Source organism: Porticoccus litoralis (assembly GCF_030676955.1).
GTDB classification, from domain to species: domain Bacteria; phylum Pseudomonadota; class Gammaproteobacteria; order Pseudomonadales; family Porticoccaceae; genus Porticoccus; species Porticoccus litoralis.
In genome coordinates this window covers 258,163-278,613 of sequence record NZ_JAUUUU010000003.1, presented here as the reverse complement: position 1 = coordinate 278,613, position 20,451 = coordinate 258,163, and the positions used below count along the sequence as shown (strand labels likewise).

Genomic DNA, 20,451 nt, shown 5'->3' with positions numbered 1-20,451 from the left:
TTTTTATCGGGAGATCATGGCAAGAACGTGACAACTACGGCTATCGGCGCAGAAAGTTGATAATTTCGGGGGAGACAACGTCGGCCATGGTGAGCATAAACAGGTGTCCGCAGTCCATTAGCCACAGCTCCGCATTGGGAATGCGACTGGCCATAATGCGTGCGTTGACCGGGGGGATAATGGGGTCATCGGTGCCGTGAATAATCAGTGTCGGCGAGGTTATGCGGTGCAACCAGTGAAGACTGGACCAGGTCGCCAACGCCAGCACCTGGTAATAGTAGCCCCGGCTGCTGGTGCTCTGTACCTTGCCAGCGTGTTCTTCCACCATGGCCGGATCAGATCGCATGCGCCCGCCATACAGATCCCCGGCAATTTTCGCCATGTACTGTTTGTCCAGATAGCGTCGTGGACTCATCATTCTTAACAGCGTGCCGGGCTTTCCTGGAAACATGGAGGACCCGGAACCGGTGGCGCAAAGCACCAGTTTATTGCAGCGATTGGGGTATTGCTTGGCAAACTGTTGGGCCAGCGCCCCGCCCCAGGACAAACCCAGTACGTCCACGGTGGTGTAACCGAGCTGATCCAGCAGTGTTGCCGTCAGCTTGGCATAGGTACGCATAAGCCAAGGTAAGGTCTGGGTGTCAGATTTTCCGGCTCCGGGCATATCAAAAATAATGATTTCCGTCCCTTCCATGGCATTGATAAAGGATTCCAGCACTTCGAGACTGGCGCCAATACCATTGAGCAGCAGCAGGGGTTTGCCCTGCCGCAAACCACGGCGAATACCCACGCGGATATTCAATCCCATGATAGTCAGCCAGTAGATCTCCAGTCCACTGGCAATATGTGGTGCATCCTGAACCTCATCAAGGATCATTTCAGCTGTAGACATAGGTGCCCGGGGCAGCCTCCATGGTAGGGTAATTGCGATTACCCAGATTGCGCGGTGCCGTTTTCCGTTCTCCGGAGCGCTCTTTTAGCCACTCTGACCAGTCGGTCCACCAGGAGCCTTCGAGCTGCTCGGCATGCTCCAGCCAAATATCGGGCGATTCGGGCAACTCTTCATTGCAGTAGTACCTTGCCCGGGTGTTTCCGGGGGGATTCACCAGACTCTGGATATGACCGCTGGAACTGAGCACAAATTTGATATTGCCACCGACGAACTGGGTCGTCTGATAGCAGACTTTCCAGGGAGTGATGTGGTCGGACAGCCCCGCCGTGACATATTTGTCGCAATCCAGCGTGCGCAGGTTGATGGTGGTGTCGAGTACTTCCATCTCCCCCTCTTCCAGCAGGTTATGCTCAAACAGGTCGAGGAAATCACAGTGCAGCTGGGCCGGCAAGTTGGTGGAATCACTGTTCCAGAACAGAATATCAAACGCCGGGGGCGCTTCTCCCATCAGGTAATTGTTGACGTGATAGTTCCAGACCAGGTCGTTGGGACGCATCCAGTTGAACACACGGGATAGCTCAGGGCCTTCCAGCACACCTTTCTCGCGGGAGCGGATACGGGCTGCCTGCAGTGATGATGGCGACGTGAACACGCTCATTTCCGTGTCCTTTGATTTCATGCTCAACATGCACACCGACAAGCTCAGACTGTTGACCACATTGCGGCCTGTCTCCTTCAGGTAGGACGACAGGATCGAAGAGGTGATACCTCCAGCGCAGGCTCCCACCACGTTGAGGTCTTTACTGCGGGTGATGTCGAGAATGACACCGATGGCCTGACTGGCGGCAGTGACGTACTCATCCAGCCCCCAATCGCGGTTTTCCGCCACCGGATTGCGCCAGCTGATCACAAACACCTGAAAACCCTGCTCAAGACAGAAACGGAAGAAACTCTTCTCCGGTGTCAGGTCGTAAATGTAGAACTTGTTGATCTGCGGCGGGACAATTAACAGCGGGCGGCGATACACCTTTGATGTACGGGGGCGGTACTGGATGAGTTCCAACTGCTCATTGCGGTACACCACGGACCCTTCCGTGGTAGCCAGATTGACGCCCACACGGAATTTGCTTTTATCCACCTGGGAAGGCATGCCGTGGTTGTGCTGCAGATCGTTAACGTAGTTTTTCAGTCCCTTGATCAGACTGTTGCCTTTGGTCTCAACCACTTTGCGCAGTGCCTTAGGGTTGCCCAGCAGAAAATTGGTGGGTGACATGGAGGTGGTCAGCACTTCCTTGACGAACTTGGCCCGGCGCAGATCCAGCCCATCCAGATCAAGATCATCCACCAGCTCGTCCAGGGATTCATCCCAGGCAAAATACGCCTGTTTCAGTTTTCGGTAGATAACATTTTCTTCCCAGGAGGGATCGGAAAAACGACGGTCCTTGATGGCATCATCATACTCGTCCGTGCCTTTCAAAATATCGGCGACCCGCCGCCCGAAGCGCTTGCTGTAGCGCAATACTTTTGACGGCTGCGCGGCGGCCTGCTTCGCGGTTTTTTTCACCGCGCTTTTGATGTCATCCGTACTAACGCCCACCAGAGGATTGAGCGCAACAGTGTTCTCGATCGCTTTAGCCAGCAGCTCTTCCTGAATCTGTGCTGCAGACTTTTTGCTCTTTTCGGACATACGTTCACCCTAGGAAAAAGGTTGTACCAGGAGCGGGAAGGGGAGAGGAGATCGGTTGATCTTCCGACTAACTCTATCACCTGCAGGCGGCATCGCAAAGTATGGCTTGTTTGTGAAACGACCCCCGCCTTGCAGGGTTCTCGGTAAGCATAGCACTTCTGCGATCCAAGTAGCGGCGGAGGGCAAGCGGTCTTTGTCTGTCAATCTCAGGGGTAAAGCTGTTCGGAAAGGTAGTGTTCCAACTTTTCCAGGTCCGGAATCAATGCCTGCCAGCTATCCATGGCCACGGCCATGATCGCAAAGGGGTGACTCTCTGTACTCATTTCCTGCATCAGGTCTGCGGGGGTCATGCGCATCAAGTGTGGAAAACCCTGTATCTGCAAGGCAAAGAAATTGAATTTCTGGTTATCGGTCATGGCGTGCAGCACCAGCGCCATACGACCCGGTGACTGGCTGCCACCGTTTTCACCCAGCCTCTCAAAGGAAACCAGGGGAATGCGTTGCAATCGCCATTCCATCCAGCCGACCAACCAGTCTGGCTCGTCAGCAGGCTCACAGACCACCTGCTGAACCACTTCGGCAACACCAGCCGCCGGTACCAGCAGGCGGTGCCCTTGAATGGAGACAAAAAGGCTGTCTACCTCTGTCTGCAGTAACCCGCTGTCTGTCTGTAACTCGTTCATGTGGCTAGTCTCCAACCCCGCTTTCTATCCAGGCACTTATTGCTCGGCCAGTTGTATCACTTCGGACATGGCGGTGAGCAGCTCATCTTCCTGATAGGGTTTGCCCATATAACGTTCAACGCCCAGGGCAAAGGCTCTGTCACGGTGTTTGTCGCCGGTGCGGGAGGTGATCATGATGATGGGTATAGAGCGCAACGTATTACTGCCCTTGACCCGCTTTGCCACCTCGAAGCCATCCATGCGCGGCATCTCGATATCCAGCAGCATGACGTCGGGGTGACGATCTTCCAACAACTTCATGGCCTCGACCCCGTCCCGCGCCGTCAGCACTTCGAAACCTTCCCGTTCCAGGAACCGGCTGGTGACCTTGCGCACGGTCACAGAGTCATCTACCACCATGGCGCAGATGGCGCTGGACTGATCGCGCTCCTGTTTGGAGTCGTGTACTTCGACCCCTGCTCTCGCCACCACTTCGGCACGTAGCAGTCCCAGCATGTCGAGAATAATCACCACGCGACCGTCGCCCATCAGCGTCGCACCGGACAGTCCCGGCACCTTACTGAAGGGCAACCCGAGACTTTTCGCCACAATTTCAGCACTGCCTGCCAGGCCGTCAACCTGCACCGCATAGCGGCGGGTTTCCGAGTGCACAAGCACCATAAATACCGATTGTAGCGAGGTATCAATGCGGGGAGCCGCACCCTCCTTGATCAGACTGCCTAGATAGCGCACTTCATACTGCTCACCGGCATACTCGAGTCGTGAGTCCGGGTGACGGTAGTATTGCTCCAGCTCGCTGGGGCTCATACGAACCACACCATCGACACTGCTCAATGGCAGGGCGTAAAGCTCCCCGTACATTTCGATCATCAACGCGCGGTTGACGGAAACGGTGAACGGCAACCGGATAATAAACTCTGTGCCCTGACCCGGGTGTGAATGAATCTGGATGGTGCCGCCCAGTTCACGGACCTGGCTGTTGACCACATCCATGCCGACGCCGCGCCCGGACACCTGGGAGACTTTTTCGGCGGTGGTGAACCCCGGTTCAAAGATAAACTGGATGATATCCTGGTCTTCGAGACTGTTGTCCACCGCAATCAGCTCACGTTCTATCGCTCGCTGGCGAATGGCCTCGGTGTTCAACCCGCGGCCATCGTCGGACAGCTGCAACAGGATATCACCGCCCTCACGCACCAACCCCACGAAGATGGTGCCGGTTTCCGGCTTACCCGCAGCCAGGCGCTCTGCTCCGGGCTCCATGCCATGGTCGATGGAGTTGCGGATCATATGCTCCAGTGGTGCCAGCATCTGTTCCATCACCGAGCGGTCCATTTCCCCGTCGATGTTGACCAGCTTCAGGTCCACTTTCTTGCCCAGCTCATCGCTAACCTGGCGCACGATGCGGCGCAGTCTGGGTACGATCCGAGTGAACGGCACCAGGCGCATGCGCATCAGCCGCTCCTGCAAGTCTGTGACAATGCGTGCTTGCCCTATCAGATGTGATTCAGCACCCCGGGCTTTTTCTGCGAGGGTTTCCTTGAGGTCCTGCAGGTCGTAAGTAGACTCAAGCAGTGACTGAGACAATTGCTGTAAGTGGGAATAGCGGTCCATTTCCAGAGGGTCAAAACCCTCGGGGGTATTCAGCGCTTCCAGCTGTTCCTGGCGGAACATCATGTGGGCTTCCGTTTCCATGCCAATACGGCGCACCTGGTCCTTGAGACGAGCGATGGTGGACTGCATTTCATCCAGCGTATAGGCAAAATCGTTAACCTGTTGCTCCGCTCGACCACGGGAAATACTGGTTTCTCCAGTGAGGTTTACCAGGCTTTCCAACAGTGGCGCCGAGACCTTGATCGTATCCTGCTGACCCGTTAGCTGCCGCTGTTGCTGAGGCGCGACAGGTTCGATAATTTCCGGCAACAGCGCATCGGAAATCGAACTCTCAGGCGCTGGCTCGGCAAATACCTCAGGGTGTATTTCGGCAAAGCTGTCCTCTGCCGAGGATTGATCCGACTCTGGCAATGTTTCCTGAACTTCTGTTACCAGCGGAACTGGGGATTCGGTGACGGACTCCGGCTGCGGCGCTGCCGACCCTGCTTCGGCAAACAACTGCCGGGCAGCCGTCAGTGCTGCCAACAGGTGATCCTGACGACGCATCAGTCCTCGGAAAACATCCTCGTTGAGTTGGTCTCGATGACTTTCCAGGGTGAGAATTTCGGTTTCAAAATCGTGGCTGAGCTCACCAAGCTGCTGCAGGCTCGCCATTCGCGCCCCGCCCTTGAAGGTGTGTAGCGCCCTTTTCAGGGACTCGATGCTGTCTTGATCCTGCCAATCCTGAGCCCACTGTTGCAGGCCCCGGTCAATATCTTCCAGTAATTCATCTGCTTCACTGATGAAAATTTCCAGGATTTCCAGGTCAATATCTTGCCGGTTGATTGCAACCACCTGGAATTCATCGGTAGCCGCAGCCTCCTGATCGGCTTCGCCCGCAGGTAGTTCACTGCTCTCAGACAGATCCTGGGTTTCAGCGGGCAATTCCTCAGATAGATTGGCCTCTTCAACAGGGGTCTCGGCAACTTGCTCTGACTCGGCATCGGAAACTGGCTGTGATGCTTCAAACCACTGAGGAGAAGTTTGAGGCTCCTCTATGGTTTCGTTGATATCTTCATGAACACTATCCGCAGCCTGCTCAAGTTCAGCCTCGGAGACAGGTGGAGAAACCTCCGCGGACTCTGGTGCGAATTCCTGTGGCTCTTCCAACACTTCGTCGTTTTCTTCAACAGGGGAGTAGGCAACCGGCTCCGGTGTCATGCCGGCCTCAATTTGCGGCTCGACCTCGGTCAAAGTAACAACCTTCTCTTGGAACATCTCGGAGATATCCAGAGGTGCCTCACCCGCTTCACTGATAGCCGGTGTCGGTGGCTGAGTAGCAATATCAGATAAAGCCTGCTGCAGTGAATCGGAGCAGGGTGTCAGATCCTGGTTTGCAGCAACCGCATCCACCATGCCCAGCAACTCGTGGTGCGCTTGAACTAGGGTAGCTACCAATACTTCGTCAGCCGGTCGGCTGGTTGATAATATCTGCTCATAAGCGGCACCCAGTAATTGGGCCAGTTGCTGCATGGGTTGCACACCCGCTCGCTCGGCCGCCTCAGCCACTTTGGACAATTCATCACCAAACTGCCCGACGATGGTTTGATCTTCTGGGGCTTGCTGCCAGTGACGCAGCATATCTTCAGCATCCAGCAATGCCTGCATGCCTTCTGTCATCAGCAGGTTTAGCAGATCTGGACTGACCTGATGTGACGACGCTTTTTCTTCACTGTGCAGTACCACGGCCATGGCCCGATCACGGAGCTCGGACAGACGTTCCAGGAATCCCGGCAGTTCTGGTATTTCCTCGACACGGCCAAGGCTTGGGATTGTCGACAGGGACAAACGGCAATAGGTATCGGCATCGCTGAGCAAGTCGATAATGTCGCTATCGACGTTGAGCTGGTAGGTGTACAGCTCTTTAATAAAGTTCTCTAGAGGCGTGGCGAGATCACCAATGGACTCCACACCAGCCATACGTGCACTGCCCTTCAGAGTATGCAGGGCGGCCTGAAGATCACTGCTTGGCGGCGAATAAACCGGTGCCGCCTGACGCTGATCTTCTACAAACCGGGCTATTGTCGACAGGTGCTGCGTGGCCTCTTCAGAAAAGATGGACAACAGTTCCATTTCTTCCGGATCAATGGCCAATTCTGCTGGTGATTCGAGCGATGCTTCCGCTATGTCGCTTTCCACGGCATCACTGCTCTCAACAGCGGGCTGTGTTTCACGGCCCTGCTCTGTATCGGCGTCATGGGTTTCAAACTGTGGCAGGGCAACCTCTTCACCTTTGGCAAGCGCCTCTGCTGCAATCATCAGCTGACCGACAAATCCCGCTCTTTTCGGTTTGCGGCGCAGACGAAATGCTTCGCTGACCTCGGGCATGACCTCCAGAGACAGTTCCACCACGGCCATCAGGGTGGGAGTAACCATCACGCGCTTTTCAAGTACCTTGTTGAGCAGGTTTTCCAGTTGCCAGGCAAGCTCGCCCAGAGTCTCTGCTCCCACCATGCGACCGCCACCCTTGAGGGTGTGGAAGGCCCGGCGAACCTCTGTAAGCGGCTTTTCACTGTCAGGCTGTTCAACCCACAACTGGTACTGTTCCCTGAGGGTCGCCATGACTTCATCGACTTCCTCCAGGAATACCTCAACGATCTCGTCATCGACCTGCGACTCGTCATGCTTTTCTGATGTCGGCTCGGCCGATATCTCATCCACGGATTCGGCAGGTGCAATGGCTTCTTCGTATGCCTGTTCGCTCTGTGTTATCTCTTCAACTGGGTCAACCGAACCGCCTGTATCAGGTTTCAAGATCGGGATAACCGTGGGGGAGTCAGGCTGGTTGAGCGCTGTAACCGGGTACCCCAGTTTTGCGACACTTTTTTCTGCCAGGGACAGGATCATGTCCTCGGAATCGGCATCCCGCTGATCGAGAACGTCCAGAAAGTATTCAATACTGGTCAAGGCTTCAGCGAGTGAATCCAACATATTCCAGTTGGGCACGCTTTGTTCGGCCAGCACTTCCTCAGAAAGGAAGCGTTGGCAGGCTGTCATCACACGGGCAGCCCTATCCTGCTCAAGCACGGCCAGGGCCCCTTTGACATCCATCAGCAACTGAGACACATCGGCCAGCTTGTCACGCTGCCATTGCGAGGCAATGAAATCGACAATGACATCCTTGATTTTCTCAAGCCCGCTTTTGGCTTCAGTCAGCAGTGCCAATTGTGCGCGGTTCAGCTCCACCTGCATGGCATTGTTGGTGGTAATTCCTTCAATCAGCTGTCTGTTCTGTTCCAGCCATCCCTGCAGGCCGTTTTCGGCCAATACCAGTTTGTCTGCCATTGCCAGCAATCCACTACGGTCCTCGGGATGCTGCTGAAATGAAGACCAGAGCGATCGGGCCTCCTCAATCTGCTGATATAGCTCCTGCCTGCCCAACATCAGCATGGAATCGGAAATGCGTTTCAGGCGCTCATCGGTTTCTGTCCTCAACCCCTTATGGTCACCGGGAACTTCCACCAGTTGTGCCAATGCTTCCTTGAGCCGACTGAACTCTTCCTCAAGCACGGCCACCATGGCTTTGGCAGTATCGTTCTGATACAGCGCTGAAAAGTTGTTGTCCGCCTCTTCAACCAGCACATCGGGGAGCGCTTGGTCCAGATGATACAACTCCCTGACCAGGGTAGAACGTGGGCCCTGGCTTTTACCGTGGGCAATATAAAACAGAAGGTTTTTTAGCAGGGTTTTCGGCATGGGCTGCATGAGGCCGTCATAGCCTGCCTGGGAGAGGCGGCGAATTTCCACCTCCAGCTGTCGCAGCAGCATCTGCACTGCCTGACCCAATTTGATTTCTTTACCGGCGATACCCTCCAGAAGAGCCAGCACCACATTCCAGAGTGGCTCCCGTGGCATACCTTTGCTCAGCTCGCGAAGCCGCGAAAATACTTTATCGAGGTAACCGAAGTTTTCTTCAACCTTCTCGCCCTTGACCACCCCCAGCAGGGCGTACTGATACATTTGCCGCAGCTTGCGTAACAAATTCGTCATGGCCACCGGATCAGGTTGCCGATTGTAGGATTTGCTGAGCTGCTCTGAAGCGAGCATCTGGGGCGTGAAGTAAGCGGTTTCCGATACCAGCGGCTCTGATTTTATGGCTCGCAGTTCGTTAAGTAACAGCAGCAGCGTTTCCGGCTGATCCTGACGCGTGTTAAGCAGCTGCCGCAGGTAGCCGGGCAGGGTTAGAATAGCCTGCACCAGCACTGCACCTGCCTCGGCGACATTCATGACGCGCCGGTTGATAATGCGCTGGGCCACCTGTTCCATCTCATCAGCCAGCAGCAGCGGGCCATGGCACTCCGCCATTTTCAGGGAACCGTGAACTTCATGTATCAGAGATAGACAACGGCGCATAGGTTCGTCGTTGTCTGGATGGTCGAGATAAATTTCCAGCGCCTCAGCCGCATTATTCAGGCTGGTCTCGACTTCATCCGTCAACCAGGACAATCCCTGTAATTTTCCCTGTTGTTCCATCTAGCACTCCCCGTCAGGTACTCAGGTGTATTACAGGGTTGAAGTCGTCTGTTTCGATTTTTCCTCTTCGGCCTCATCCTCACTGTAGAAATCTTCTGTCAGTGCATCAAAGTCCAACTCATCATCGGGATCCGTTTCCTGGAGCGATTTGAGCAGTGCCTCCTCGTCGTAATCATCACTGTAGCTCTGCTTCTGTTCCACAGGAGTATCTTCGGTCAGCTCATCACGGGTAGCTTCTGCATCCTGCAACACACTTTCAACGGTATCCGCTGCCGCCTGATCACCCCCTTTGTGCAGAGCTTGGTCAATCAGGTCAAACTCGTCGTCTGAAAGCATTGTGCCGCGCATCGGCTGACGCTCCGCTTGCGGCTTGGGCTTCGGTGCCACAGAGCTCTCCATTGGTGCCAACGGCGAAGCACTGTGATCCCCCTCAGGATCTTGGAGGCTCAGCCCGCGGAGGCTCTCGGCTTCGACATAATCGGTGGGCTCAGACCACTCCTCTTCCTCAACTCCGGCCTCATCGATGCTGCTCTCATCATCCACCGGCAGGGAGTATTCAGGCAATTCGCGCTCCATAGATGCCGGCAACTTGAAGCCGGAAACCGAGTTGCGCAGCTCTACGGCCAGCTCCGCCAGCTCGCCAATGGATTGGGCGGTATTGTTGGTGCCGGACAAGGTCTGGGACGTAATATCCTGAATCACGTTCATGGTTCGTGACACATGGCCCGCGGTAGTCGCCTGGTGTTTGGCCGCAGTGGAAATATCCTGAATCAATTCAGCCAGATCAGCAGATACGGCTTCAATCTCTTCCAATGCCACACCCGCCGCATGGGCACGTTCAGCACCTTTCACCACTTCAGCGGTGGTCTGCTCCATCGAGCTCACAGCTTCGTTGGTATCCGTCTGAATGGTCTTCACCAGCGAGGCAATCTGCTTGGTTGCTCCTGCGGAGCGTTCCGCCAGTCGTTGCACTTCATCCGCAACTACCGCAAAACCCCGGCCGGCATCACCCGCCATGGAGGCCTGGATCGCGGCATTCAATGCGAGGATGTTGGTCTGATCGGCAATGTCATTGATCAACGATACGATGTCGCCAATTTCCTGGGAGCTTTCACCCAGGCGCTTGATGCGTTTGGAGGTATCCTGAATCTGCTCGCGAATAGTATCCATACCGCCAATGGTGTTTTGCACCACGCCGGCGCCTTTCTTGGCGATGGACACCGATTTTTCCGCCACGTTGGCAGACTCTGCGGAGTTGGATGACACCTGGTCGATGGTGACGGCCATTTCATTAATGGCCGCTGAAGCACCGGCTATTTCCTGCGCCTGATGCTCGGATGCTTCGGCCAGTTGCAACGCTGTGGCACGTGTTTCGTTGGCAGCAGCAGACACGTTTTCGGACGTGTCCTGGATCTGCGCCACAAGAATCCGCAGCTGGTCGATGGCGTAGTTGATAGAGTCCGCGATGGCACCGGTAAAGTCTTCGGTCACCGTGGCATGACTGGTCAGGTCACCTTCACCGAGACCGGCGATTTCATCCAGCAAGCGAAGAATGGCCTGCTGGTTTTGCTCGTTGTCCGTGGCCGAATCCCGCAGACGACGACGGGTCTCAGCAGAATTTTTAAAGGCCATCAGGGTCAACAGCAGAATACCGAACACACCCGCATACAGGGCTGTGGTGTAGCTCAGGTCACGGGTTTCCGGCAGTTTAGCAATGGTGTCGGACATCTCACTGAGTTGCTCCTGCAGCTGTGGTGACTTGTCCAGGATGGTATTGGTGGCCTTGATGGTATTAAACAGTGCCGGGGTGGCATCAAAAATCTCCTGCATCGAGGTGCTGACAAAACCGAACTGTTCGGTAATCTGTTCAAGGCTGGTCCTGACTGCAGGGACCGTGACACGGCTAAGTCCCATGGTGGCATCGCCGTTTTTCATCGCATCCAGCACCTGGCCGAACAGCTTGATATCCCGGGAGAACTGTTCAGCCGCTCTCTCCGCATCCGCACCACCCGCCAGCATACGATCGACGTTGCGACCAATGCGCTCGGCCCTCCAGGACTGGGCTTGGGCAAAAGCTGACTGAGAGGCAGGGGCAGCATTGGCCAAGAGCAATTCGACAACCTTGGTATGTTCCTGCTGCAGGTCCGGCAAGGTGCGGTTCAGGGTTTTGGCAACCTGGTTGAGGAAGATAACCGGCTGTTTATTATCAATAATGATCTGGGCATTGCTATGAGCCTGGAACCAGGCGTCCTGCAAATGGCTCAACTGGGCACCCTCTACCTCACCCTCGAGGTTGTGGTTCAACTGATTCCAGCTGCCTTTCATCTGATCCACCAGGTTCTGCAGCTCGCCAAATGCGGCCTCATCACCTGAAGCGGATGCCTTGGACAGGGTCACCAACCGATAGGACTGGGCGCGCAACTCGGACATCAGTTGCAGACTCTCCTGATCTTTCGACGTCTGTTTGAAAACCAGCAATAGGTTAAACCCGAGAAAGGCCACGACGGCGATCAACGCCACTGTCAACAGCGTGATCGATGAACTGGTCTTTGATTTCTTGTTAGAGGTCATGTCTATATCACTCCGGGCAATTCATCACCACGCCGCTTGGTGGTGTACATGCCGATTACAATTCGATTGCAGTCTAAGCTGCCACCGCCATAAAACGAGGGTCACTCAGAAGCGGTCCCAGCCGCAGCAATACCCAGGTACTGTCCGGCTGCACAAAACTGCCCTCTGCATAAAGCACCACTGGCTCGGGAACCAATGCTGCCCGACGGGTAAAGGTGTCCACCTTGAAGTGCCGCATTCCATGCACCTGATCTACCGCCAGCCCCAGAAAAACACCGAACATCTCGATCACAATGACGCGCTGGGTTTTCGTTGTTCCGGATAATTGACTGCCAAGAAATGCCGCCAGGTTGATAATCGGCAACAACCGGCCCCGCAGGTTTGCCATACCCATCACCCAGGGCTTCACCCTTGGCAGCGAGGTGTACTGTGGCATTTCGATAATTTCGACCAGTTCTTCCAGAGGCATGGCCAAGTTGTGACCGAGCAGTGAAAAACACACCACCTTGCGCGTTGCGACAATATCCTGTTGGGCGGGAAGGCTTCTAGCATTTTCAGCATAACGCTGGGCAAGTGAAACCAACACCTTGAACGGCGTGCGCTGATTTGTCATGGCCAGACAGTGACTAACATTTAGCTGATCACTTCCTTGAGAACACTGATCAGGCTTTTTTCACTGACAGGTTTGGTCAGGTAGGCTTTGGCCCCCTGACGCATACCCCATACCTTATCGGTATCCTGATCTTTGGTGGTAACAATAATCACGGGAATATGCTCGGTTTCACTCGCCTTGCTTAATTGCCGCGTGGTTTGAAAACCGTTCACTCCCGGCAAGACAATATCCATGAGAATGGCATCCGGCTGTTCTTTTGCTGCCAGCACCAGGCCATCCTCTCCGCTTATGGCCGCCAGTACCTCGTAGCCATTTTTTTGCAACAGACCCGCAAGTTGATGGGTTTCTGTTGGTGAATCATCAACGATCAATATTCTCGCCATCTGTCCCCCCGGCTGGACTATCCATGCTTTCCGGCACTTCATCAGCTGCCTCGCTATTGGAGAACCTGTCCAACGCTTCAAACAACTCTGTTTTACTAAAAGGTTTAGTCAGGTAATCGTCTGCCCCCACAATACGGCCTTTGGCTTTATCAAAAAGACCGTCCTTACTTGAAAGCATGATTACCGGAATATGTTTAAACTGGCTGTTGTTCTTGATCAGGGCGCAGGTCTGATAACCATCCAATCGCGGCATCATGATATCCACGAAAATAACGCTGGGTATGTTGTCGGCAATTTTGGAAAGTGAATCGAAACCGTCAATGGCGGTGATAACTTCACACCCGGCCTTACTGAGGAGGGTTTCCGCAGTCCGACGTATGGTATTACTGTCATCAATGACCATGACTTTCAAACCACTGTATTGTTCTTCCATTGCTGCTTGCCCCGTTATGTTGTGAATACGCCAGCCTTTCAAAAAAGGCAGTGGATTATGTAACACAATCACTTGGTTTTATCTATAACAGCCCGCCGCCATAAAACACTGAACACAGTTTTTACGTTTGGCAGTTGCGCTTGCACACCGGTGCCCTTACCTTTAGTCGATAAATCCGCCACTGCTTTGACATCTTATAGAACAAGTCCTTTTTCGTGGCGTGACAAAGGTAACAGTTATGACGAGAACTCTTGGGGTTGTGATGGACCCCATCGAAAAAATCAACCCGAAGAAGGACACCACACTGGTGCTGCTGCTGGCTGCCCAACAACAGGGCTGGCAGTTGATGTACATGGAACAGTCCTGGCTGGCCATCGAGAATGGCGAAGCCACTGCCAGCATGGCACCTCTGGAGGTGTATGACGACCCTGAAAGCTGGTTCAAGCTCGATGAGCGCCGCCAGGAGCCACTGGCTTCTCTCGACGCCATCATCATGCGCAAAGACCCGCCGTTTGACAGCGAGTATATCTACACCACTTACATTCTTGAGGCGGCTGAAAGGCTCGGCACACTGGTGGTCAACAAACCCCAGAGTCTCAGGGACTGCAACGAGAAAGTATTTGCCACCCTGTTTCCGGAGTGTTCTCCCCCGCTGCTGGTAAGCCGTGACCCAAAACAACTAAAGGCATTTCGCCAACTGCATGACGATGTGGTCTACAAGCCCCTCGACGGCATGGGCGGTACGGCCGTTTTTCGAGTGCGCCCCGACGACCCCAATCTCAGTGTGATTATCGAGATGCTCACGCAACACGGTCAGCAAACCATCATGGCGCAAAAGTTTATTCCCGATATCAGCAACGGCGATAAACGTATCCTGATGGTGGACGGCGAACCCATCCCCTACTGCCTGGCCCGCATCCCAGCAAAAGGCGAACTGCGCGGCAACCTGGCGGCCGGGGGCTCCGGTGTGGTTCGCCCCCTCAGCGATCGCGACCGCTGGATTGCCGCTCAGATCGGTCCTGTCCTGAAAGACAAGGGCATCCTGTTTGCCGGACTCGACGTGATTGGTGACTACCTGACAGAAATCAATATCACCAGCCCCACCTGTGCCCGGGAGATCAACCGTGAGCAGGATACCGATATTGGCGGCAAGCTGATGGACGCCATCGCCAAGAGACTTTCCTGATGGCAATCAGCTTTGAACACACACGCAATGAAGACCAGCCAGATCGCATGGGGTTTTCACTGTTTCTCGCCATTGCCATTCATGCACTGTTGATCTTTGGTATCGGCTTCAAGCTCTACCAGCACAATGCCCAGGCGCCGACACTGGAAGTCACTCTTGCCCAGCACCGGGTTGAAGAAAAACCCGAAAAAGCGGACTTTCTGGCACAACACAATCAACAGGGCAGTGGAGACCAGCAGGAAGCACAGGAACTGACCACCGATCGCATTCCGGAACTCGTGGACTCCCAACTTAAAAAGACAGGGGCACAACCTCAGCAGCACCAGCAGCAAGCGAAAACAGGGGCAAACCCTGTCATCAGTACCACGGCAAGCAGCAGCGCTTCATCCAGCGAGCAGGAAGTAAAGGAAACCAGAGAAACGCCGGCGACCCCCTCTCTTCCCCCGGCAGCACAGATGGAATTTGCCAGTCTCAAGGCAAAACTTGACCAGCAGCAGCGACAGTACAGCAAACTCCCCCGGGTACTGCGCGTCACCTCCGCCAGCACCATGGCGGCAGAACATGCGGGCTACCTGCAATACTGGATTGACCGCATCGAAGTGGTTGGAAACAAAAATTACCCGGAAGAAGCCCGTCGCAATGCCATTTACGGTGACCTCAGGCTGGCAGTGACATTGTTGCCCGACGGCTCGGTAGACAGCATTGAGATTCTGCTCAGCTCAGGCCAGAGAGTGCTGGATCTGGCAGCCGTTCGCACGGTAAGGCTCGCCTCACCCTTTGCACCCTTTCCTCCGGAAATGGCGCAATGGGACAAACTGGAGATTATCCGTACCTGGCGCTTTGAGCCGGGTCATCGCCTGAATACCGAGAATTAAACGGCTTGAATTTGCGCTGAAGAGACTTGTAATCCCAACTATCAGGCCCATACTAACCCTATGGAAAACAGTGTTAGTGAGAAAGATTACCAAAGCTTGGCCAATCACTTTCTGGTAGCCATGCCGGGTTTGCATGATCCCAATTTCTCCCACTCTATTATCTACATCTGCGATCACTCGGAAGATGGCGCCATGGGGCTGGTGATCAACAACCCCCTGGAAATTCCCCTGAGTCAGATATTTGAGCAATTTGAACTCACCTATTCCCCCAGAGTCGGAGAGGCGCCCCTGATGTCAGGCGGCCCGGTACAGATCGACCGCGGTTTTGTCCTGCACCGGAAAGTCTTACGGGAGTGGGAAGCTACTTTGCCAATTTCCAATGAGATCTGCCTCACCTCATCACGGGATATCATCACTGATATTGCTGAAGAGCAGGGGCCCGACGACATGCTTGTGACCCTGGGTTATGCCGGATGGGGTCCCGGTCAGCTTGAAGAAGAGCTGGCCAATAATGCCTGGTTAACCGTACCCGGTGATGCCGACATCATTTTCAACGTGCCCTGCGAGCAACGCGCCAACGCCGCTGCCGCCAAAATCGGCATCGACCTCAACCTGTTGAGCTCCAATGCCGGGCACGCCTGATACCACTGACAACCCTACTCGTCCCCGCTGCCTGCTGGCCTTTGATTTTGGTACTGGCCAGATTGGCGTGGCCGTGGGCCAGACCCTGACCAACAGCGCTAACCCCCTCGCCGTATTAAAGGCCCGGGATGGCATACCCAACTGGGAACACATTGAACAGTTACTATCGGAATGGCGGCCCGACCAATTACTGGTGGGCCTACCCCTGAATATGGACGGCACAGAAAGCGACTTCTGCCAGCGCGCACGCAAGTTTGCACGCCGACTGCATGGTCGCTTTGGCCTGCCCGTCAGCATGGTTGATGAACGCCTGTCCACCTTCGCCGCGAAAGGCCAGCTGCAGTCCCAAGGGAAACGTTCAAGCAGCTACAAACAGAACCCGGTGGACGACCTGGCGGCAGTCATCATCCTGCAAGACTGGCTTTCGGACCCCGCTATCGCCACAGCACCCTGACAACAGCCGTGTAGCCAGGGATCAGAAACGGTTGATACGGTCTTCCTGATCTTCCTCCACCTGGAGCTCATCCGCTGCATTAGACAAATAACCCGCATCACTATCCGACTGTAGCTTGATAAGCAGCCTCAGGTCGTTTTTCGAATCTGCGTGCAGCATGGCATCTTCGTAGGTAATCAACCCTTCTTCATAGAGCTTGTACAGGGCCTGGTCGAAAGTCTGCATACCGTGTTCTGTGGAGCGCGTCATCAACTCCTTGAGTTTGTGGACTTCACCTTTGCGGATCATATCCCCCGCCAGCGGGGTGTTGATCAGGATTTCAATGGCTGCCCGACGGCCGCTGCCATCAGCCAGGGGAATCAATTGCTGCGCAACCATCGCTTTCAGGTTGAGTGACAGATCCATCCACAACTGCCCATGGCGCTCGGGCGGGAAGAAGTGCTGGATGCGATCCAGCGCCTGGTTAGCGTTGTTAGCGTGCAGTGTCGCCAGCACCAGGTGACCGGTTTCCGCAAACGTAATAGCGTGCTCCATGGTTTCCGGTGTCCGGATCTCACCAATCAGAATCACATCCGGGGCCTGACGCAAGGTGTTGCGCAGAGCCACTTCAAAGGATTCCGTATCCACACCCACCTCGCGCTGGGTCACGATACAGCCTTCGTGCTGGTGCACAAATTCGATCGGATCCTCAACAGAGATAATGTGGCCGCGACTGGTGCGATTGCGGTGACCGATCATCGCTGCCAGTGAGGTGGACTTACCCGTACCGGTGGCACCCACGAAAATAATGATGCCGCGCTTGGTCATCACCAGCTCATTGAGAATGGGAGGCAGCTGTAACTGTTCTACGGTCGGAATGATAGTTTCAATGCGGCGCAAGACCATGCCGCATTCATTGCGCTGCACAAAGGCACTTACACGGAACCGCCCAACGCCGGGACGACCGATCGCAAAGTTCAGCTCTTTCTTTTCGCGGTACTCTTTGCGCTGCTTCTCATCCATGATGCTTTCGACCACCTGATGCGCCTTTTCAGGCGTCAGCGGTGTTTTACCCACTGGGACGATAACACCGTTGACCTTGATACTGGGCGCAACGCCAGTGGTGATAAACAAGTCGGATGCCTCTTTCTCGACCATTAATTTCAACAGTACATCAAAATCCATTATTTTCTCCCAAACTGCTATTTTTCAGGCCCCGGCCTACTGATTAGCGACAAGCTATCTGCCGATCAGAACTCATCCGGCATCTTCGCTTTTTCTTTAGCCACTTCAGTGGTGATCACTTTCTGGCTAACCAAGCGGTGCAGATTCTGGTCCATGGTCTGCATACCGTGTGATGCCCCCGTCTGAATGGCTGAGTACATCTGCGCCACCTTGTCCTCACGAATCAGGTTACGAATGGCCGGTGTACCGATCATGATTTCGTGGGCGGCAATCCTGCCGCCACCAATTTTTTTCATCAGCGTCTGGGAGATCACTGCCTGCAGCGACTCCGACAACATGGAACGAACCATGGGTTTTTCCGCAGCGGGAAATACGTCGACAATCCGGTCGATGGTTTTTGCCGCCGACGTGGTATGCAGGGTGCCAAATACCAGGTGACCGGTTTCCGCGGCCGTCAGTGCCAAGCGAATGGTTTCCAGGTCACGCATCTCACCCACCAGGATAATATCCGGGTCTTCCCGCAGGGCTGAACGCAACGCCTCACTAAAACCGTGGGTATCACGGTGTACTTCTCGCTGGTTAACGAGGCATTTTTTACTCTCGTGTACGAATTCGATGGGGTCTTCAATGGTCAAGATATGCTGGTAGCGGTTCTCGTTGACGTAATCCACCATGGCCGCCAAGGAGGTTGATTTACCGGAACCGGTAGGGCCGGTGACCAGCACCAGACCACGTGGCAACATGGACAGGCTTCTGAAAACCTGGCCAAAACCCAGGTCCTCCAGGGTAAGCACCCGGGAGGGAATGGTACGGAATACCCCCGCCGCACCGCGGTTCTGGTTGAATGCGTTAACCCGGAAACGCGCAACGCCGGGCACTTCAAATGAAAAGTCTGTTTCCAGAAACTCTTCATAATCGCGACGCTGCTTGTCGTTCATAATGTCGTAGATTAACTGGTGAACTTCCTTGTGCTCCATGGGAGGCAAGTTCACTCTTCGCATATCACCGTCAATCCTGATCATCGGGGGCAACCCGGCAGAGATATGCAAATCCGATGAACCCTGTTTAACGCTGAACGCCAGCAATTCCGTAATATCCATGAGTTATTCCTGTAATTCTGGGTTAACCTACCGCTCTTCCGGGAGCCGCAGGACGGCCTTGAGCAAGCATATGCCTACTATAGCCGACAATCTTCAACATGTTTACCAACAGATTCACGCAGCAGCCAAGCTGGCCTGCAGGAATCCTGAGGGGATTCATTTGCTGGCTGTTAGTAAGGCTCACCCCGCCAGTGCCATCCGCGAATGCTACAAAGCAGGCCAACGTCACTTTGGTGAAAACTACCTGCAGGAAGCCCTCTTGAAGCAGGAGGCTCTGGCAGACCTCACGGACCTGTGCTGGCACTTTATCGGCCCACTACAGACAAATAAAACACGAAAAGTCGCTGAGCAGTTTGACTGGGTTCACAGTATTGACCGCCAACGCATCGCAGAGCGACTGAGTGAACAGCGACCTGCAAACTGCGAACCCCTGAATGTTTGCATTCAGGTCAACCTCCAGGATGAGGACAGCAAATCCGGCGTGGCATTACAGGATGTGGCACCGTTGGCGAAAAGCATTATGGCGCTGCCCAACCTGAAACTGCGAGGCCTGATGGCGATCCCTGTTAAAAGTGATGACTATGCCGTTCAACTGGGCTCCTTTACCCAAGTCGCCAAACTGATGCGCGAGCTGCAAAGCTCCACCCAGCTTGCAACATTGGATACACTTTCCATGGGGATGAGCAATGATCTGCAGGCGGCCATCGCAGCAGGCGCAACCATTGTCAGGGTTGGAACTGGCATATTTGGCCCCCGGCAACCCCAAACCTAACAAGAGAATTTGTGACAGCAATCGACCAAGGAATCATAGTGAGCAAACCCAAACTGACTTTCATCGGTGGCGGCAATATGGCCACCAGCCTGATCGGTGGACTGGTGGACAAAGGCTACCCGGCCAATGCCATCACTGCGACCGACCCTCTCGAGGCGAGCCGCCTGAAACTGGCCCAGAGCTTTGGCATCAACACCAGCGACAACAACCCGCAGGCCTGCGCCGATGCAGATGTGATTTTACTGGCGGTTAAGCCACAGGTGATGAAGAGCGTACTGCAGGGACTGGCCGGTGCACTCAACCATCGCCCTCTGATCATTTCCATTGCTGCGGGCATATCCATGGATTCCCTTGCAGGCTGGCTTGGCGGTGAGCTACCCATTGTTCGCTGTATGCCCAACACCCCCGCCCTAGTGCAAACCGGTGCCAGCGGACTCTATGCCAATAGCCAGGTAAGCGCAGAGCAAAAAGCCCTGGCCGAGCAGATTCTCCAGGCTGTCGGTATTGTCTGCTGGCTGGAAAATGAAGCGGATATCGATGTGGTCACCGCCGTCTCCGGCAGTGGGCCCGCCTATTATTTTCTGGTCATGGAGATTATGCAGCGCATTGGGGAGGAATTGGGTTTGCCTGAGGAAGTTGCCAGACAGCTCACCTTGCAAACCGCACTGGGTGCAGCAAGAATGGCCCTTGAAAGCGATGTAGACAGTGCCGAACTGAGACGCCGTGTCACTTCGCCCGGCGGCACCACCCAGCGCGCCATTGAAACCTTTGAGTCAGGCGACCTGGAAGCACTGTTCCGCAAAGCCATGAATGGTGCAGCAGAGCGAGCCAGAGAAATGGCCAGCGAACTGGCAGATTAAACCAGAAGAC

At 54.7% G+C, this 20,451-nt stretch carries 16 protein-coding genes; 6 read left to right on the top strand and 10 right to left on the bottom strand.

Features of this window, described 5'->3' with window-relative positions:
• Positions 1-40 precede the first annotated feature (40 nt).
• The 8 genes from phaZ to Q8A57_RS07765 form a co-directional block, all read right to left on the bottom strand.
• Entirely contained in the window at positions 41-892 is an 852-nt protein-coding gene (gene phaZ, locus Q8A57_RS07800; protein WP_305170447.1) for a poly(3-hydroxyalkanoate) depolymerase, read from the bottom strand.
• Positions 879-2,579, bottom strand: coding sequence for an alpha/beta fold hydrolase (locus tag Q8A57_RS07795; protein ID WP_305170445.1), 1,701 nt, complete (start codon positions 2,577-2,579; stop codon positions 879-881). The genes phaZ and Q8A57_RS07795 overlap by 14 nt, the downstream gene beginning before the upstream one ends.
• A 206-nt stretch (positions 2,580-2,785) precedes the next feature.
• On the bottom strand, positions 2,786-3,262 hold the full coding sequence (locus tag Q8A57_RS07790; RefSeq protein WP_305170444.1) for a chemotaxis protein CheW: 477 nt from the start codon (positions 3,260-3,262) through the stop codon (positions 2,786-2,788).
• Positions 3,263-3,298: 36 nt separating this feature from the next.
• Positions 3,299-9,388 carry a hybrid sensor histidine kinase/response regulator gene (locus Q8A57_RS07785; RefSeq protein ID WP_305170443.1) on the bottom strand — a complete coding sequence of 2,030 codons (6,090 nt, stop codon included), beginning with the start codon at positions 9,386-9,388 and terminating at the stop codon, positions 3,299-3,301.
• Between the two features lie 30 nt (positions 9,389-9,418).
• A complete protein-coding gene (locus Q8A57_RS07780) occupies positions 9,419-11,959 on the bottom strand; it encodes a methyl-accepting chemotaxis protein (RefSeq protein WP_439651651.1) in 2,541 nt (846 codons plus the stop codon).
• Positions 11,960-12,032: 73 nt separating this feature from the next.
• Positions 12,033-12,572, bottom strand: coding sequence for a chemotaxis protein CheW (locus Q8A57_RS07775; RefSeq protein WP_305170442.1), 540 nt, complete (start codon positions 12,570-12,572; stop codon positions 12,033-12,035).
• Between the two features lie 20 nt (positions 12,573-12,592).
• A complete protein-coding gene (locus Q8A57_RS07770) occupies positions 12,593-12,955 on the bottom strand; it encodes a response regulator transcription factor (RefSeq protein ID WP_305170441.1) in 363 nt (120 codons plus the stop codon).
• On the bottom strand, positions 12,933-13,388 hold the full coding sequence (locus tag Q8A57_RS07765; RefSeq protein ID WP_305170551.1) for a response regulator: 456 nt from the start codon (positions 13,386-13,388) through the stop codon (positions 12,933-12,935). The genes Q8A57_RS07770 and Q8A57_RS07765 overlap by 23 nt, the downstream gene beginning before the upstream one ends.
• A 238-nt stretch (positions 13,389-13,626) precedes the next feature.
• Between Q8A57_RS07765 and gshB the strand changes: the two genes are divergently transcribed.
• The 4 genes from gshB to ruvX are packed head-to-tail and all read left to right on the top strand — an operon-like array spanning position 13,627 to position 16,545.
• A complete protein-coding gene (gene gshB / locus Q8A57_RS07760) occupies positions 13,627-14,574 on the top strand; it encodes a glutathione synthase (protein WP_305170440.1) in 948 nt (315 codons plus the stop codon).
• Positions 14,574-15,449 carry an energy transducer TonB gene (locus tag Q8A57_RS07755; protein ID WP_305170439.1) on the top strand — a complete coding sequence of 292 codons (876 nt, stop codon included), beginning with the start codon at positions 14,574-14,576 and terminating at the stop codon, positions 15,447-15,449. The genes gshB and Q8A57_RS07755 overlap by 1 nt, the downstream gene beginning before the upstream one ends.
• 60 nt (positions 15,450-15,509) lie before the next feature.
• Positions 15,510-16,091: a YqgE/AlgH family protein gene (locus tag Q8A57_RS07750; protein ID WP_305170438.1), complete on the top strand. Its 582-nt coding sequence runs from the start codon at positions 15,510-15,512 to the stop codon at positions 16,089-16,091.
• Positions 16,075-16,545 carry a Holliday junction resolvase RuvX gene (gene ruvX / locus Q8A57_RS07745; protein WP_305170437.1) on the top strand — a complete coding sequence of 157 codons (471 nt, stop codon included), beginning with the start codon at positions 16,075-16,077 and terminating at the stop codon, positions 16,543-16,545. The genes Q8A57_RS07750 and ruvX overlap by 17 nt, the downstream gene beginning before the upstream one ends.
• Before the next feature lie 21 nt (positions 16,546-16,566).
• On the opposite strand, the gene Q8A57_RS07740 is transcribed toward ruvX, so the two are convergent.
• Complete coding sequence (locus Q8A57_RS07740) at positions 16,567-17,709, bottom strand: PilT/PilU family type 4a pilus ATPase (RefSeq protein ID WP_305170436.1); 1,143 nt, start codon at positions 17,707-17,709, stop codon at positions 16,567-16,569.
• 65 nt (positions 17,710-17,774) lie between these two features.
• Positions 17,775-18,809 carry a type IV pilus twitching motility protein PilT gene (locus tag Q8A57_RS07735; RefSeq protein WP_305170435.1) on the bottom strand — a complete coding sequence of 345 codons (1,035 nt, stop codon included), beginning with the start codon at positions 18,807-18,809 and terminating at the stop codon, positions 17,775-17,777.
• Between the two features lie 70 nt (positions 18,810-18,879).
• Between Q8A57_RS07735 and Q8A57_RS07730 the strand changes: the two genes are divergently transcribed.
• A complete protein-coding gene (locus Q8A57_RS07730; RefSeq protein WP_305170434.1) occupies positions 18,880-19,581 on the top strand; it encodes a YggS family pyridoxal phosphate-dependent enzyme in 702 nt (233 codons plus the stop codon).
• Positions 19,582-19,613: 32 nt separating this feature from the next.
• Positions 19,614-20,441 carry a pyrroline-5-carboxylate reductase gene (gene proC, locus Q8A57_RS07725; RefSeq protein WP_305170550.1) on the top strand — a complete coding sequence of 276 codons (828 nt, stop codon included), beginning with the start codon at positions 19,614-19,616 and terminating at the stop codon, positions 20,439-20,441.
• Positions 20,442-20,451: the final 10 nt, after the last annotated feature.